This is a genomic window from Candidatus Chloroploca mongolica (genome assembly GCF_004762035.2).
Classification (GTDB): domain Bacteria; phylum Chloroflexota; class Chloroflexia; order Chloroflexales; family Chloroflexaceae; genus Chloroploca; species Chloroploca mongolica.
This window is the reverse complement of the sequence record NZ_SIJK02000010.1, coordinates 56,859-71,902: the sequence shown is the minus strand read 5'-3', so window position 1 is coordinate 71,902 and position 15,044 is coordinate 56,859. Positions and strand designations below refer to the sequence as shown.

The following is a 15,044-nucleotide window of genomic DNA, read 5'->3' as shown; positions in this document are numbered from 1 at the left end:
CCTATGCCTCGTCTCTCCTTTGTGTATCCTGAGATGCTCTGGTTGCTGGGCTTGATCGGGTTGATGGTGGCAATTGCTGTGCTCACCCCACGCCGCCTGGCCCCGTGGCGTTTTTGGTCAAGCCTGACCGTGCGCACGCTCATCGCCCTTGCCCTCGTTCTTGCGATCGCAGGGGTGCAGCTGGTACTTCCAGTCAATCGGCTGACGACCGTCTTTTTGCTCGATGGCAGCGACTCGCTCTCGGCATCGGCGCGAGCGCAGGCCGAGACGTTTATGCAGGAGGCATTGCAGGCGATGCCCGAGCGTGATCGGGCAGCAATTGTGGTCTTTGGCGGCAATGCCCTAGTCGAACGGACACCCAGCGAAGAACAACGCCTCGGACGGATCAGTTCGGTGCCAATTGCTACCCGTAGCAATCTTGAACAGGCAATCCAACTCGGCCTCGCTCTCTTTCCCGCCGATGCTTCGCGGCGCCTCGTCTTGCTCTCGGATGGGGGTGAGAATGCCGGACGCGCCGTTGATGCGGCGCGCCTCGCGGCAAGTCGTGGCATTCCAATTGAAGTCGTGGCGTTAACCATCGGTGCCGGTGAAGCCGAGGCGCTCGTTGCTAGCGTCGAAGCCCCGGCTCAGGTGCGTGAGGGCCAGGTGGCAACGGTTGTTGCTATGATCGAGAGCAATGTGGCGCAACAGGCGACGGTGCGGTTGATCGGCGATGGGGGCACGATCAGCGAACAACAACTCGCCCTGCAACCCGGTCTGACCGAGGTGACGTTTGCCGTCGAGATTGCTGGCAATGGCTTTCAACGCTTCCGTGTGCAGATCGAGCCCGAACGCGATGGGCGAGCACAGAATAATGAAGCCGCTGCGCTCATTCAAGTCCAGGGGCCACCACGGATCCTCGTTGTGGCGCAAGATCAGGCTGATGCGCAACCGCTCGTCAGCGCCCTTGAAGCCACCAATATGAATCCCGAGGTACTTTCGCCAGCGATGATGCCCTCGGATCTGGCGGGAATGATCACCTATGATGCGGTTATTCTCGTCAATACACCTGCACGCACCTTGCCTGTGGGCGCTATGCGCGCCTTGCCAGGGTATGTGCGCGACCTCGGACGCGGCTTGATGATGATTGGTGGGGGCGATAGTTTTGGCGTTGGCGGCTACGGTCGCACGCCGATCGAAGAGACGATGCCCGTCTATATGGATGTGCGCAACCGCGAAGAACGCCCCGATCTCGCGATGGTCTTTGTGATTGATAAATCAGGTTCAATGGATGCTTGCCACTGCAGCAGCCCCGATATGAGCAGTAACCCTTCGCAACTTGGCGGGGTGCGCAAAGTTGATATTGCCAAAGAAGCGGTCGCGCAAGCCTCAGCCCTGCTTGGGCCACAAGATACCCTTGGCATTGTCACCTTTGATAGTCGGGCCTTCGATACGCTGCCCGCAACCACTGGGGCCTCGCTTGATCAGATTCTCGATGCGCTGGCAGGCGTTGAGCCGCGTGGGGCCACCAATATTCGTTCTGGCTTGATCCAGGCCGAAGCAATGTTGCAACAGGTTGATGCCCGGCTCAAACACGTCGTGCTGCTCACCGATGGTTGGGGCACCGGTGGGGATCAGTTGGAGATCGCTGCCCGGATGCGTGAACAGGGCATGACCCTGACCACAATTGCCGCCGGAAGTGGGTCGGCCACCTTCCTCGAAAATCTCGCCACTACTGGCGGCGGCCGTTACTATTTCGCCGAAGATATTACCACTGTGCCGCAGATCTTCGTCCAAGAGACGATCAGCGCCGTGGGCAACTATATTGTCGAACGCCCATTTACCCCGGTGATGATCGGCAGTAGCCCGGTGCTCAATGGGCTCGGCAGCTTGCCTCCGCTCTACGGGTTCAATGGCAGTACCCTGAAGAATAGCGCTCGCGTCTTGTTGGAGACCGATGATGCCCAACCGCTGCTGGCAACATGGCAGTATGGCCTCGGACGCAGCGCTGCCTGGTTGAGCGATACCAAAGGGAAATGGGCCATTGACTGGATGTCCTGGGAGGGTTTTCCGCGTTTTGCAGGGCAGGTCGTGGGTGATATCTTGCCCGTCCGTGGCGGCCAGGAGATCAGCACCGATCTGCTCGTCGCCGGCGGCGAGACGATGATCCGCCTGAATGCAGGGCCAGGCCAGGAAAACCTGGCCGTCACGGCAACCTTGATTGGCACCGATGGCTCACGGCGTGCCGTGCCGTTACCCCAGGTTGGGGCCTTGACCTATCAGGGCCGTGTCGAAAGCCCAACCCCTGGCACGTATCTTGTCCAGATCAGTGGTGCTGCCGCCGAGCGCGTTGTCCTGCAAGAGATGGCGGGCCTGGTTGTACCCTACTCATCGGAATATCGTGGCGGCCAGGGGAATCCGGCCCTACTCGACGAACTGGCCGCCCTGACCGGGGGCCAGCGCCTGAGCGAGCCTGCCGACGCTTTTCTGCCGGTCGCAGGGCGCGTCACCCAGGCCCGCGAAATCGGGCTGAGTCTGCTCTTGCTCGCCCTTATGCTGCTCCCCTTTGACATCGCCCTCCGTCGGTTGATGCTGCAACCCGGCGACCTCCCCTTCAGCCAGTTCTGGCGTTCACGGCAGCAGCGGGCTGCCGCTCAACGCGCCGCCGCCGAGGTTGCCCCACCCGACCCGACGCTCGCACGGCTCCAGCAGGCTAAGGCACGGGCCAGCACGCGCATCCGAGGTGCCAGCCAGTCAACCGACGCAGAGGCCCCTGACGACGATCCCCTCGAACGCCTGCGGGCCGCCAAAGAACGCGCCCGCAAACGCACCACCGGCGAAGAATAAACGCCGTGGCCGATGGACAGCAAAGCTGTCCATCGGCCACGGCATTGGGCGTATCGCTTTAAATACGTTCTTTGGCTCGGTGCAAACGCCATGTCCTGGTTAATAGGGTCAGCCCAAGCATCAGCACCCCAATCAGCGGGACACCCGTGCTTGTTTCAGGCAACGGCGAGGTCTCACCTGGGGGTTTGCCGCCTGGTTCAGATGTTGGCTGCGGATCGGGTTGACCACCTGCTGGCGGGGTCGTGACCGGTGTAGGCGATGGCGCACCCGGAGCTGGCGTGCTGGTTGGCACGGCGGTGGCCCCTGGTGGGACAGGCGATGGCCCCGGATCGGGGGTACTGGTTGGATCAACTGTTGGCGTAAAGGTCGGTCCAACCGTCGGTGGCGTGCTGCCAACAACCTGCACCGAAACAATGTTCGAGAAGAGCTCTTGCGGTCGTCCGGCATAGGTGAGTTGCCCCTGCGCCACCAGCAACGTACCAGCCGTGACGCTCGTCTTGATGCGGGTATTGATGGTGAGTTCGACACTCTCACCGGGTTGCAGCACTTCGACCGCATGACGGATTTCGTTCCCGGTGATGGTCGGATCAGTGCCGCGGTCGGCCCGTGCGCCAAGCACTTCAAGATTGCTTGGCAAGAGCGTCCGCATGTTCACCGTTCGCAGATCGTTGGCACCTCCTGCAGCAGCAGAGCGCGTATTGCGCACAACCAGGGTGTAATTGATGATCTGACCAGGATAAGCACTCCCCCAGTCACTTGCCATGCGGAAGAAGACATCGCTTCCTGTCTGGTTTCCCCCAAGCCCTGGCGAAGGAGTCACCGCAGTAGTGGCGGTGACTTGAACGGGCGTGCTTGTCGCAGCACTGCTTCCCCCGGTACTCCCCCCACCAGAAGGTGGTCGTGGTGCCGCCGTTGGGCGGATCACCGTCGGGCCAGGTGGAGGTGGGGCCGGCGTTGGCGGCTCGGTTGGCACGGCAGGCTGAGGTGTTGGCGGAGCCGGCGGGGCTATCGGCAATGACGTGGCTGGTGGCGCAGGTTCACCAGCAGGCGGAACAACGACCGGCGGTACCGTCGGATCAACGCCTGGAGGCGTGGTGGGCACAACCACTGGAGGCGTGGTCGGTGAAGGCAGCAATGGCGTCGTAGGCGACGGACCAACGGGCGTCGTGGGCGACGGACCAACGGGCGTCGTGGGCGACGGCACTACAGGCGTCGTCGGGAAAGGATAGGCCGCTGTAGGCGACGGGCCAACAGGGGTAGTCGAAGGCCCAGGCGTGCCTCCAAGAACCCTGATCGAAGCCCCACTTGTCTCGGCACCCGGTGCGGTCGCAACATTGTTAATCGTCGTCCCAACCGCAGCACTCGGGCGAACCCGCACTTGCAAAGTGATCGACGCAGAGTTGCCACTGTTCACCGTCAGATCACAGACAATCGTCTGACCGCCGCTACATGAACCACCACGAGCATCAAGCCCGAGGAATTCAAGGTTGGCATCAAGATTGTCTTGCAACCGTACCGCCTGATTCGCCGTGCTCGTCGAAACAACCGAGATGTTGTAACTGAACTGTTGCCCCTGGGCAACCTGCGACGATGAGGCAATCTTGAAAATAGTGATGCCGGTTGGCGGCACGTCACTGGTGGGACTCGGCACCACCGTAGGAATCACCGTAAAGGTTGCTGTTGGTGAAACTGGCTCAGCCGTTGGCGTCGGCGACCCTGGCTCAGCCGTGGCCGTCGGCGACCCTGGCTCAGCCGTTGGCGTCGGCGACCCTGGCTCAGCCGTTGGCGTCGGCGACCCTGGCTCAGCCGTTGGCGTCGGCGACCCTGGCTCAGTCGTTGGCGTAGCAGGTTCACCTGTACTTGTGGCACTGGGTGTCCCGGCCAACGGAGTATTAGTCGGCGTCAGGGTTGGCCCTTGATTTGTCCCCGTACCCGAAGGTGAAGGCTGAGGAGAAATCGGATCAGTGGTTGGTGTCAAATCAGGCAGTGGTGTCTCAGTTGGTGGTGGTAGCGGCGTATTCGTAGGCGGAAACGCAAGATCAGGCGTCGCCGTAGGATTCTCCTGCGCCGGAGCAACCGGCGCGAAAACAAGGCGCGTCGCTTCGGCGTAGAGCGGAAAGGCGATCATCACAATGCTGAGGACAATCAGGCTGATCTCCCATACCGTCCAGCGAACAGGCCCGCGACCACGGCCTGGTTGAGAGGGGCGTCCCCGTGCAGGAGGTTTCATATTATCTCCTCGGCTCAAGACAGAGGGCTTACATCAATTAAATCGGCAACGACAATCAAACGCTGTGTATCCCAGTTGGTACAAGTAATCAAGGTCAAAACTGGCATAGAAGTCGGATCCATCACTTCAACTTGATGCGGCCAAACATTGTGGGTATGGCGCACCTGGTAAGTATAGCGCCAGTTACTCGTTTCAATGACAACCTGATCACCGGGCTTGAGGCGCCCAAGGTGCCGAAACACAGCCCCTCTGAGCCCAGCGTGCCCCGAGAGCACCGTATTGCCTACCTCACCGGGCAGCGCACTGCCATGATGAAAGCCAGCCGCGTACTCGGCTACTTCCCATTCATTATTGCGCACAAAGACTTCATAGACCTCCATCTCGGCCCCAAGTGAGGGCATCAAGAGGCGTTGCGGACGTGGATCATCAGCCACCGGGGGCGCACGCATCATCTGCGGCACGAGAAACTGGTCATCGGACGCAAACGACGACGGCTCTTCATCCCGATGAATAAAGGGCAGGGGAGCGACCGGCAGCGCCTCTGATGGAACAGATGGCATCGGCGTGCTGAGTGCGGGGGCAGAGGTGCGATCGAGCTCCACCTGGCTCGCTGCAACAGGTTGGGTCTGGCGCAACACATAGAGCCAATCGCGACCATAGCCATCGAGCAACCAGTAGCCAAACGCCACAAAAGCCGCCACGATGAGCACCCGCTCAACGACAAAAAGGGCACGGTCAACCCCGTTACGCAAAAGATAGCCGCGCAGGGCCTCATTACGCTGCTGTGAGACAGAACGCACCCGTGCCGCACGCAGACTCTCACGGCGACTCGGCACGTCACTGGTGAGCAACGTACTCAGGAGCTGAGCATCTTGATCATCCGGCCGAGCGACCGGCGAGGCAACAATTCGCGGCATGGAAACGCCTGGCTGATGAGGTTGAAGACAAGGTGATGGCCTGTCGCCTTGTCTTTCGTCGTGGTAATGATTATACAACCAGGTGTGTACAGATGCAATAGGAGCGCATGAAAATCACGATCTTGTAAGTGCTTGCATCAGACGTGTAAGCCCATCGGCAAACTGAGTCGGCTCGGTCAGGGCAGAAATGAGGAGATGCGTGCCCGCTGCTTCGCCATAAAAATAGCCTGGATGGACCAGCACCCCATGCGCAAGCAAGTGCAACACCAGCGCATCTTCATCCTCCCAGCCGTGTACCGCCGGAAAGAGGTAGTAGCCACCATCAGGCGGGCGAAGCGTGATCTGAGGAGCCTGACGAATCGTTGCGAAAAACAGGTCAAGGTTGGCGCGTACCCGGGCAACCATTGCGTTGACAAAATCCATACCCTGGGCAAAGAGGGCAGGTGCAAGATACTGGGTCAGGCTGTTGGCCCCCAGAAAGGTATCGTTCAACAATTCGAGCCGAGGGAGAAAGTGGCGCGCCGGTGGATTGAGTGCGATCCAACCCAGTTTGAGATCAGGTAGGGCAAAGAACTTCGAGATACCATTCAGGGTAAAGACCGGCAATTCAGGATGCAACGCGGCGAGCGGTGGCACGTGGGGTTGGGCATACGTAAAGGCGGCAAAGACCTCATCACAAATGAGTGGCAACCCAAGTTCGCGCAGCACCGCCACTGGTTGCTGGATCACCGAGCCAGTAGGATTATGCGGCGAAATGAGGAGAATGGCACGGGTACGCTGGTCAACTGCATCACGGAGTGAGGCCTCATCGATACGCCAGCCGTCTTCTTCACAGAGTTGATAGGGGCGCAACTCAAGCTTGCGTAAGGCGGCCAGGTATTCGAAGAGCGGATAGCAAAGACCAGGGGCGAGCAGGTTGTCCCCCGGATCAGCAAGCAGTGCAAAAAGCAAGGCGTAGGCTTCGCTCGTACTGGCCGTGATGAAGAGATCATCAAGGGTCAGGTGCAGCGCCGGCGTACGCCCCGCATAATAAGCCACCACCGCAGCACGGGCAGTCACACTGCCATGCGGGTCAGGCGCATAACGTCGCGACGCCCAGAAGCCCTCGGCAGCCTGCTGCAGCACCTGGGGTGGAAAGATGAGCCCGTGTTCCGTCGGATTGCTACTGCTGAGATCAAGGTAGCCCCCGGACGCCTGCTGGTGCAGGCGGGCCAGTTCCAACTCATTCGGGCTCAGATCGAGATCGTCATAGACGCCCGGCATTAGCGATGCACCGTCTGCACCAATTGACGCCAGAAATCGTCCATCTGCCCGGGGACAAAAGGGATATAGAGAGCAACGCGATCAAGGAGACCCTCGTAGCGTGCGCGCAGCGCCGCCCCAAGATCGGCAGGGTCAGCCTCAACCGCAAAGGTTGCGACCATCTCATCAGTGATCAGTGCGGGCATCTCTGTCCAGCGCTGCTGACTGGCGAGTTGCGAGAGTTGCTCACCGACGCCCCCCCACCCGTGGCATTCGAGCACCGGGCGATACGACGGCGTTGAACCATAGAAAGCAAGCTGCTGACGCACAAAATGGCGCAACTGCTCGCGCTGCTTGGGTTCGGCACCAGTAATCACAAAGCTACTGCCTGCCAGCATACAGGCCGAAGGATCGCGACCCGCTTTCGCTGCGCCAGCGGCCACCTGAGGGCGCAAAACCTCGGTGAGATAGCGCGCACTATTGAGGGGATGGGCATGAAAGCCATCGCAGAGCTCACCCGCAAGTTGGGCAAGGCCGCTATTGACGCCGGCAATATAGATCGGAATCATCGGATGCTCGATCGGGCCGGGGTTAAAGAAGGGCGACATCAGCGTATGCTGATAGAACTCACCGCGATACCGCAGGGGTCCCCCAGTTTGCCAGCACGTCCAGATCGCCCTGAGCGCAAGGATATAATCACGGAGGCGCGCAACCGGCTGATCAAAATTGGCACTGAAGCGACGCTCAATATGGGCACGCACCTGCGTCCCAAGCCCAAGCACAAAGCGTCCCTGGCTATAGGCTGCGAGATCCCAGGCAAGCTGGGCCGTAATCATCGGGCTACGGGGAAACGCAATCGCAACAGCGGTACCAAGCGTCATACGGCTGGTATGTTCAGCCGCCAGCACCAGAGGCAAAAAGCCATTATGCCCGGTCTCGGGCGTCCAGAGAGCAGCAAAACCAATCGACTCGGCGGCGCGGGCAAGTTCAACAGCGGTAGGCAAAGGATTCGCATCTACCGGAACAGCAACATCAAGCAACATAGCTTGCTCCTATGGGCGAATGCGTCGTAGCAACGCCGTCAGGCGGTCGTAATCATCTTTGAGCAGACCGGCCACTTCGCGTCCAGCGCGAAGCAGGTAGGGTTCGCCATCGGGGCGCACACGGGCAAAGCCACGAATCGAGGCAGCCAGCAGCTCGTCACCGGGGATCTGGGCAGCAAAGAGCACCCCGCGAAAAAAACTGGTCACCTCACTAAAGCGGATCATCTCAATAGAGGTTGCGGCATAAACTGAATAATGCACAGGCGGAGGCTGAGGAGGCAAATAGTGGCAGATTTGACCATCCGCAACATAGCCAACGGTCAACGCCGAAAACTCGGTTTGCAACACCTCAGCGAGGTCAGGATGTTCGGCATAGATCTCCTCGTCAAACAACTCACGCCCGCTATAGGTACGCCCACGTACGAGCGCACGGCCCCCAGGATCTTTGCTACTGGTACGAATCTCATAGACGAGACCATAGACTTCGAGGGTGGGATCGCGGGTCACCGCCCGCACCAGAGAACCAAAAGGCGGTGCCTCGAGCAACTCATAGGCGCCTGCGGTAAAACGGGTCGTTGACGCTTCAATCACTTCGCCGATGCGTTGCATCTGGGGTACCACTTAAACACAAACACAAGACGGGAGGTAACTACCCCCCGTCTCGCATGAGAGAGGCCCGGTAGCCCCGAGGACTCTACCGAAAAGCTGCGTGATCACCTGCACTGGAGCGGGCGACAGGAGCTAATAACGGTCGCCATAGCCACCACGGCCGCCACGGCCGCCGCCGCCACCACCACCGCCGTAACCACCGCCGCCGCCGCCGCCGTAACCACCACGGCCACCGCCACCGCCACCGCCACGGCTGCCACGGTCACGATCCTCAGACTCGTTCACCCGGATCGGACGGCCATTCAACTCCTGGCCATCAGTTGCCCGGATCACGGTATTGACATCATCAACTTCAATCTCAACAAACCCAAACCCACGTGAGCGGCCCGTATCGCGATCAGTGATCACACGAGCGCTCTGCACATCCCCGTGGGGTGCAAAGACTTGCGCTAGATCTTCGTCACCGACACTCCAGGGCAGATTCCCAACAAACAGCTTGACCAGCATCAAAACTACTCCTCTGCGTCTCTACGCAGTGTTGACCGACGTACGGCACCAGACACCGTCGTCTAAAACCCTACTTCCCTATCACCTTCCGTACCACCGGCAGCCAGCATAACGGCTGTCGCACTCCGGCCATCACAACGTAACACACCCTTCGAGCGAAGAAGTTCCCGCGACCGCTCAGGGGACTAATCAGGAGTCTCTGATGCAAGTCTGGCAGCTATGCAACGTTGGCAAACACCGCAATCATAGCATATTTTTCAAGAATAGCAAGACCTGAATGGGTACAGAATCCACAGATATGAAAAAACTCAACAAGTAGCACAGGCTTCTGCCTGAGCACCTATTGAGTCACTCCAGAATCGGACGGCCGACACAGGCTCAGCCTTGTTCAAGAATGGTCAGCCATGAGTTCAGCCTGAAGTGCCGCGATTGCCACGCGCACTTGGCGTTCACGCTCTTCGAGCGTTGTTGCCATCGCCCGCGCTGCCGAAAGTTGGGCTGCCAGCGCACCCGAAATAGTCCCCGCTGGCACCTGTACCTGCTCACGTTCAAGACGTCGGACGGCCTGCCGTGCTCGCTCGGTGCTGGGAGCCAACGCATTGAGGCGCAGGCGCAACGCATCGAGACGCCGCTCGAAATAGACTTTGTTCATAAAGATGCAAGCTCCATAACCCAGCCTCACCCGAAAGCATGAGGCCGAACTACTACCGTCCCGCAGAAGTGCCACGCCGCATTCCGGGTTTGTTAGGTAAAGTATATCACATCTTTTGTATTTTGCACAGGTTTTTTCAAGATCATGTCAATAATTTGCAAAATCTTCGGCGTCATCTTCGTCGACACCAAACAGACGCATCCATTCTTCAATTTCTGCCGCCGTCAGAGGGCGATCATTGCGTTTGTCATGGAGCGAGGCCCGCGGCTGATCGAGTGCGGCCAGACGGCGCGCAAATGCTTGCGCCGAGATAACCGGAATGCGCTGGGCCTGGGCAACCCCAATCACCGCCCGATCAGAACTGACAACCAGCCATTCATCACGCCGTTTGATCCCTCGGATACGCCGGATCAACTGGGTATCGGCATCAGACGGCGAACGCGCAAAATGGGCTTCCACACCATAGCCATTCAGATTATCGGGGTGCCCATAGACGCCACCATCAAAGACGACCACGATTTTGCGCCCACGGCGGCGCGTGGCATAGCGCCGCAAGAGCATCACCAGACGCGCCTCGTCATCGGGGTCGGCGAGGCTGAAACCAGGCAATTGACCAATCAGGTTGTGTCCATCAATAAGGATCGGCATATTGCATTGTACCATCAGGAGCCGGTTGTAACGCAACACTCAGACCGATCAAGGCGTCCTATGCATAGTGAAGATGCTTTAATACGAGGTGTGCTGTGCAAGACAATCCTGAACCGCAATCCTCTTCAGTGTCAGAAGAAAGCTATGACCGACGCGGTGAGCAGGCTCGACGCTGGGGGGTTCTGCTGCTCGTCATCGGTGTGATCTGGCTCGTTTTTGCGCTCAGCGCCCGCAACTGGCCCGGGAACTTTATCCTCAGCACCGCTGAACGTAGTCAGGTGATGCTTGAGCAACGCTATGAGGCTAGCACCGTGGTGATCCGTGGCGCCAATGACCAGGTGCAACTGGTGGGCATTGCGGGCAATCAGATCGAGGTCAATGCACTACGCCGAGGCTTTGGCTTCACCGAACAGTCAGCAAGTCGGGCGCTGGATCGCCTCGAATTGCAGGATTCACTCGAGAATGGCACGCTCACCCTCGAAGTACGTCGTTCACCATGGAATGGCCTCTCCTTCGGGCGCTCGCCCTATATCGAATTCCTCATCGGGGTACCCGAGGGGGTGCAGGTGCAGACTGAATTGGTGAGTGGCGATGTACAGGTCGAGGGAGTGCAGGGTGAATTGACCTTGACGACCGTCAGTGGCGATCTTACCGTCACCAATACCAGTGGCCCCATCCAGATCAGCAATACGTCGGGCGATCTGATCGTGCAGAATCATCGTGGCAAGCTGCACCTCAATGGGGTCAGTGGCGATGTGGAGATCAGTGGTCAACTTGATGATCCCTTTGTCCGTACCGTCAGTGGCGATGTCGAGGTTGATGGAGCAACCGGACTGGTCGATGTACAGACGATTTCGGGTGATATACAGATCAACGGCCAGGGGCCAATGCGTTTGCAGCTTGAAAATACCAGTGGCGACATCGATGTCCGCACCGCATTGATGCCAGGGTCGGCGCATACCATCAGCAATGCGTCAGGTAGTATTACGGTACGCCTGGCTGAGAGCGCGAATCTCCGCCTTGAGGCCACCACTACGAGCGGTTCGGTGGCGACAAATATTGATGGCCTTGCGCTTGAACGGCGTAGTTTGCGTGGTACGCTGGGCACCGGCGAGACACGTTTGACGATCACGACTGCCTCTGGCAACATTTCGGTTGAGACGCTAGAATAAACGTCATGACCGTGCTGCGCGAAAACCGCTAGCTATGTGGCGGTTTTCGTGCAGCACGAAAACTGGGAACCGCAGGCAAGCTTTTGAGGGACGCGAGCGATGTTTGTTGTTGGAACCGCAGGCCATGTCGATCACGGGAAATCCACGCTGGTGAAAGCCTTGACGGGCATCGATCCCGATCGCTGGGAAGAAGAACAACGTCGCCAGATGACCATTGATCTCGGGTTTGCCTGGTTGACCCTCCCCGGCGGACGTAGGGTCAGCGTGGTGGATGTGCCTGGACACGAGCGTTTTATCAAGAATATGCTCGCTGGCGTCGGCGGACTCGATGCGGCCCTGCTGATCATCGCCGCCGATGAGTCACTGATGCCCCAGACTCGCGAACATCTGGCGATCCTCGATCTGCTTGATGTCCGTCATGGGGTGGTGGTGCTGACCAAGGCCGATCTGGTTGATGCCGAGTGGCTGGCGCTGGTGCGCGAGGAGGTCACGAGTGAACTGGCCGGAACAAGCCTCGCTGACGCTCCGCTGGTGGCTGTTTCCGCCCGAACTGGGGCAGGGCTTGATCAGCTCCGGCAGACGCTGGAACAGGTGCTACAGAGCCTGCCTCCCCGTGCGAAGGCCGACGGCATTCCTCGCTTGCCAGTTGATCGGTCGTTCACAATTGGCGGCTTTGGCACCGTCGTGACAGGCACCCTCCGCGATGGCTCGTTACGGGTTGGTGACGAGGTTGTTGTCTTGCCTTCCGGGTTGACCGGGCGCATTCGTGGTCTGCAGATCCATTATGATAAGGTTGAAGCGGTTGCGCCTGGGACGCGCATCGCGGTGAATCTAGCCGGTATTCATCATAGCGAGGTCAAGCGTGGTGATGTCCTGGTGCCCCCCGGGACGTTGCAGCCAACGCGGTTGATCGATCTGCACCTGCGCGTTCTCCCTGATGCGCCGGGGCCACTCGAACAGAATTGCAGCCTCGATCTCTTCACTGGCGCAAGTGAGGTGCCCTGTCGCCTGACCCTGCTTGATACCGAGCAACTCGCGCCTGGCAGCAGCGGGTGGGCCCAGGTACGCCTCGAAGCTCCAGTCGTCGTCGTGCGTGATGACCATTGCATCCTGCGCATTGCCTCGCCGAGCCGCACCGTCGCCGGGGGCATGGTCGTTGATCCGTTTCCGGTGCGCCACCGGCGCTTTCGCACCGAGGTCATCGCCGCCCTCGAGACGCTGGCTCGCGGCGACCCCGCCGAACTGGTGCTTCAGACGCTCGGCACTGATCCGCCTCGCCCCTGGGACGAGGTCGCCAGAGCGGTGGGCCTGCCCGACGAGCAGATGCGCTCGTTGGTCAGCGATCTCGTGGCGAGCGGACGGGTGCTGACGATACCGGCTCTTCATATAGGTGAAAAAGCCGCCCCCTTCGCCGACGTGTTGCTGGTGACACCCGCAGGCTGGCAGGTGCTCGCGACTCGTCTCGTGCCACCGATGCGCGCCTATCATACGCGCTTTCCGCTGCGCCAAGGGATGCCCCGCGAAGAACTTCGCCAAAAATTGCGCCTCGCGCCGCGCCTGATCGGTGGCATCGTTGACGAGGCCATCCGGTGCCAGATCGTTGCCGCCGACGAAACAAGCGTCTGGCTGGTGGGACACGACCCGCAACTCGCGGCGCATCAGCAACGTGCGGTGGAAACGACGCTCGCAGCGATGCGGCGCACCCCGTACAGTCCGCCCCTCCCCGATCTTGACCCCGAAGTGCTGGCATGGGTGGTTCAACAGCAGATGCTCGTGCGCATTGCCCCTGACCTCTACCTCCTCCCCGAAACCTATGCCGAACTGGTCAACTGGGTGCTCACGATGCTGCAGGCCGAGGGCAGCCTGACAGTAGGGCAGTTGCGCGACCACTTTGGCAGCACCCGCCGTTATGCGCTGGCCCTGCTTGAGCATCTCGACGAGCGCAAACTGACGCGCCGCGTCGGCGAACGACGCGAGCTCGCGTGATGTGGTAGACTATGCCGTGTGGCAACGGGCTGACAAGGGAGCAAGGCATGGACACGTTCGGGGAACCTGGTGAAGCGTTTGCGGCCCATTTTGGCAGCGAACCCGCGATGCTGGTGCGCGCACCTGGGCGTGTCAATCTGATTGGTGAGCATACCGATTATAACGATGGCTTTGTCTTGCCGATGGCGATTGACCGGGCTACCCTTGTTGTGGCCCGGCCCCGTAGCGACCAGATTGTGCGAGTCTATAGCACCAGTATGCAGGCCGAAGACCAATTCAGCCTGGAGGCGCTCGAACGAAGCCAGGCGCACCCATGGAGCAACTATATTCGTGGGGTGCTCAAGTCGATGCTTGCCCGCGATCTGCATCTACAGGGGGCGGATCTGCTGATCACCGGCGATCTGCCGGTCGGTGGCGGGCTTTCTTCATCGGCGTCCCTGGCGATCGGGGTTGGCTACACTTTTCAGTTGCTCAACGATCTCAACTTGCTCGGCGAAGAACTGGCGCTGCTAGCCCAGGGGGCCGAACAGAGTTTTGTGGGTACCCAGTGCGGCATTATGGATCAGTTCATTGTCACGCTCGGGCGGGCAGGCCACGCGATGTTGCTCGATTGTCGCGATCTGAGCTATCGTACCATCCCGTTGCCCACCGAGGCCAGGGTGGTTGTCTGTGATAGCGGGGTGCGGCATCAACTCGTCGCTTCGGCGTACAACGAACGGCGCGAGGCCTGCCACGAAGCCGTACGGCGTTTGCGCACCCGTCTGCCCAGGCTGATGGCGCTCCGCGATCTCACACCGGCACAATTGCAGGAACACGCCGATCTGCTCACGGGGAAACTGCTGCCCAGGGTACGCCATGTTGTCAGCGAGATCAGTCGCACGGTTCATGCCGCCGCAGCGATGGAACACGACGATCTGGCAAGCTTTGGGCAACTGATGAACGCCTCGCACGCAAGCCTGCGCGACGATTATGAGGTGAGCATTGCCGAGCTTGATACCCTGGTTGAACTGGCCTGCGCCTTGCCAGGCTGCTACGGTTCACGCATGACCGGGGGCGGCTTTGGAGGCAGCACCGTCAGCCTGGTGGCCCACGATGCGGTTTCAGCCTTTGCAACCGAACTACGGGCGGGATACCAGGCGCGCACCGGGCGCGAAGCACACACCCTGGTCTGCACACCCGCCGAGGGCGTCCGCCTGATTGCTGTTACCTGAT

At 59.9% G+C, this 15,044-nt stretch carries 12 protein-coding genes; 4 read left to right on the top strand and 8 right to left on the bottom strand.

Annotation, left to right across the window (positions count from 1 at the left end; translation table 11 throughout):
- Window positions 1-3: 3 nt before the first annotated feature.
- The gene (locus EYB53_RS07720; protein ID WP_135477631.1) at window positions 4-2,826 is read left to right on the top strand and encodes a VWA domain-containing protein; all 2,823 of its coding nucleotides are present in this window, start codon (window positions 4-6) and stop codon (window positions 2,824-2,826) included.
- A 58-nt stretch (window positions 2,827-2,884) separates the two neighbouring features.
- Here EYB53_RS07720 and tasC read toward each other — a convergent pair whose 3' ends face one another.
- The 8 genes from tasC to EYB53_RS07680 all read right to left on the bottom strand — a co-directional run bounded on the left by tasC (window position 2,885) and on the right by EYB53_RS07680 (window position 10,674).
- Window positions 2,885-5,056 carry a sortase-dependent surface protein TasC gene (tasC, locus tag EYB53_RS07715; RefSeq protein ID WP_167857306.1) on the bottom strand — a complete coding sequence of 724 codons (2,172 nt, stop codon included), beginning with the start codon at window positions 5,054-5,056 and terminating at the stop codon, window positions 2,885-2,887.
- Window positions 5,057-5,070: 14 nt separating this feature from the next.
- On the bottom strand, window positions 5,071-5,973 hold the full coding sequence (gene srt, locus EYB53_RS07710; RefSeq protein ID WP_135477628.1) for a dedicated sortase: 903 nt from the start codon (window positions 5,971-5,973) through the stop codon (window positions 5,071-5,073).
- 114 nt (window positions 5,974-6,087) lie between these two features.
- On the bottom strand, window positions 6,088-7,236 hold the full coding sequence (locus EYB53_RS07705; RefSeq protein WP_135477627.1) for a pyridoxal phosphate-dependent aminotransferase: 1,149 nt from the start codon (window positions 7,234-7,236) through the stop codon (window positions 6,088-6,090).
- Window positions 7,236-8,258: an LLM class F420-dependent oxidoreductase gene (locus EYB53_RS07700; protein WP_135477626.1), complete on the bottom strand. Its 1,023-nt coding sequence runs from the start codon at window positions 8,256-8,258 to the stop codon at window positions 7,236-7,238. Before EYB53_RS07700 ends, EYB53_RS07705 begins: the two co-directional genes overlap by 1 nt.
- A gap of 9 nt (window positions 8,259-8,267) precedes the next feature.
- Window positions 8,268-8,867 carry an HAS-barrel domain-containing protein gene (locus tag EYB53_RS07695; protein ID WP_135477625.1) on the bottom strand — a complete coding sequence of 200 codons (600 nt, stop codon included), beginning with the start codon at window positions 8,865-8,867 and terminating at the stop codon, window positions 8,268-8,270.
- A 132-nt stretch (window positions 8,868-8,999) separates the two neighbouring features.
- Window positions 9,000-9,374 carry an RNA recognition motif domain-containing protein gene (locus tag EYB53_RS07690; RefSeq protein ID WP_135477624.1) on the bottom strand — a complete coding sequence of 125 codons (375 nt, stop codon included), beginning with the start codon at window positions 9,372-9,374 and terminating at the stop codon, window positions 9,000-9,002.
- 388 nt (window positions 9,375-9,762) lie between these two features.
- On the bottom strand, window positions 9,763-10,026 hold the full coding sequence (locus EYB53_RS07685) for a hypothetical protein (RefSeq protein WP_135477623.1): 264 nt from the start codon (window positions 10,024-10,026) through the stop codon (window positions 9,763-9,765).
- A gap of 147 nt (window positions 10,027-10,173) precedes the next feature.
- Window positions 10,174-10,674 carry an NYN domain-containing protein gene (locus tag EYB53_RS07680; RefSeq protein WP_135477622.1) on the bottom strand — a complete coding sequence of 167 codons (501 nt, stop codon included), beginning with the start codon at window positions 10,672-10,674 and terminating at the stop codon, window positions 10,174-10,176.
- A 95-nt stretch (window positions 10,675-10,769) separates the two neighbouring features.
- On the opposite strand from EYB53_RS07680, the gene EYB53_RS07675 reads away from it, so the two are divergent.
- The 3 genes from EYB53_RS07675 to galK all read left to right on the top strand — a co-directional run bounded on the left by EYB53_RS07675 (window position 10,770) and on the right by galK (window position 15,043).
- Window positions 10,770-11,846, top strand: a complete 1,077-nt coding sequence (locus EYB53_RS07675; RefSeq protein ID WP_135477621.1) for a DUF4097 family beta strand repeat-containing protein — start codon at window positions 10,770-10,772, stop codon at window positions 11,844-11,846.
- A 99-nt stretch (window positions 11,847-11,945) separates the two neighbouring features.
- Window positions 11,946-13,832, top strand: coding sequence for a selenocysteine-specific translation elongation factor (gene selB / locus EYB53_RS07670; protein WP_135477620.1), 1,887 nt, complete (start codon window positions 11,946-11,948; stop codon window positions 13,830-13,832).
- Between the two features lie 47 nt (window positions 13,833-13,879).
- Entirely contained in the window at window positions 13,880-15,043 is a 1,164-nt protein-coding gene (gene galK / locus EYB53_RS07665; RefSeq protein WP_135477619.1) for a galactokinase, read from the top strand.
- Window position 15,044: the final 1 nt, after the last annotated feature.

Excerpts from the sequence above, each read along its gene's own strand:
- selB (WP_135477620.1), top strand. The coding sequence starts at position 11,946 with ATGTTTGTTGTTGGAACCGCAGGCCATGTCGATCACGGGAAATCCACG.
- EYB53_RS07700 (WP_135477626.1), bottom strand. The coding sequence starts at position 8,258 with ATGTTGCTTGATGTTGCTGTTCCGGTAGATGCGAATCCTTTGCCTACC.
- EYB53_RS07720 (WP_135477631.1), top strand. The coding sequence starts at position 4 with ATGCCTCGTCTCTCCTTTGTGTATCCTGAGATGCTCTGGTTGCTGGGC.
- srt (WP_135477628.1), bottom strand. The coding sequence starts at position 5,973 with ATGCCGCGAATTGTTGCCTCGCCGGTCGCTCGGCCGGATGATCAAGAT.
- tasC (WP_167857306.1), bottom strand. The coding sequence starts at position 5,056 with ATGAAACCTCCTGCACGGGGACGCCCCTCTCAACCAGGCCGTGGTCGC.
- EYB53_RS07685 (WP_135477623.1), bottom strand. The coding sequence starts at position 10,026 with ATGAACAAAGTCTATTTCGAGCGGCGTCTCGATGCGTTGCGCCTGCGC.
- EYB53_RS07690 (WP_135477624.1), bottom strand. The coding sequence starts at position 9,374 with ATGCTGGTCAAGCTGTTTGTTGGGAATCTGCCCTGGAGTGTCGGTGAC.
- EYB53_RS07680 (WP_135477622.1), bottom strand. The coding sequence starts at position 10,674 with ATGCCGATCCTTATTGATGGACACAACCTGATTGGTCAATTGCCTGGT.
- EYB53_RS07705 (WP_135477627.1), bottom strand. The coding sequence starts at position 7,236 with ATGCCGGGCGTCTATGACGATCTCGATCTGAGCCCGAATGAGTTGGAA.
- galK (WP_135477619.1), top strand. The coding sequence starts at position 13,880 with ATGGACACGTTCGGGGAACCTGGTGAAGCGTTTGCGGCCCATTTTGGC.
- EYB53_RS07695 (WP_135477625.1), bottom strand. The coding sequence starts at position 8,867 with ATGCAACGCATCGGCGAAGTGATTGAAGCGTCAACGACCCGTTTTACC.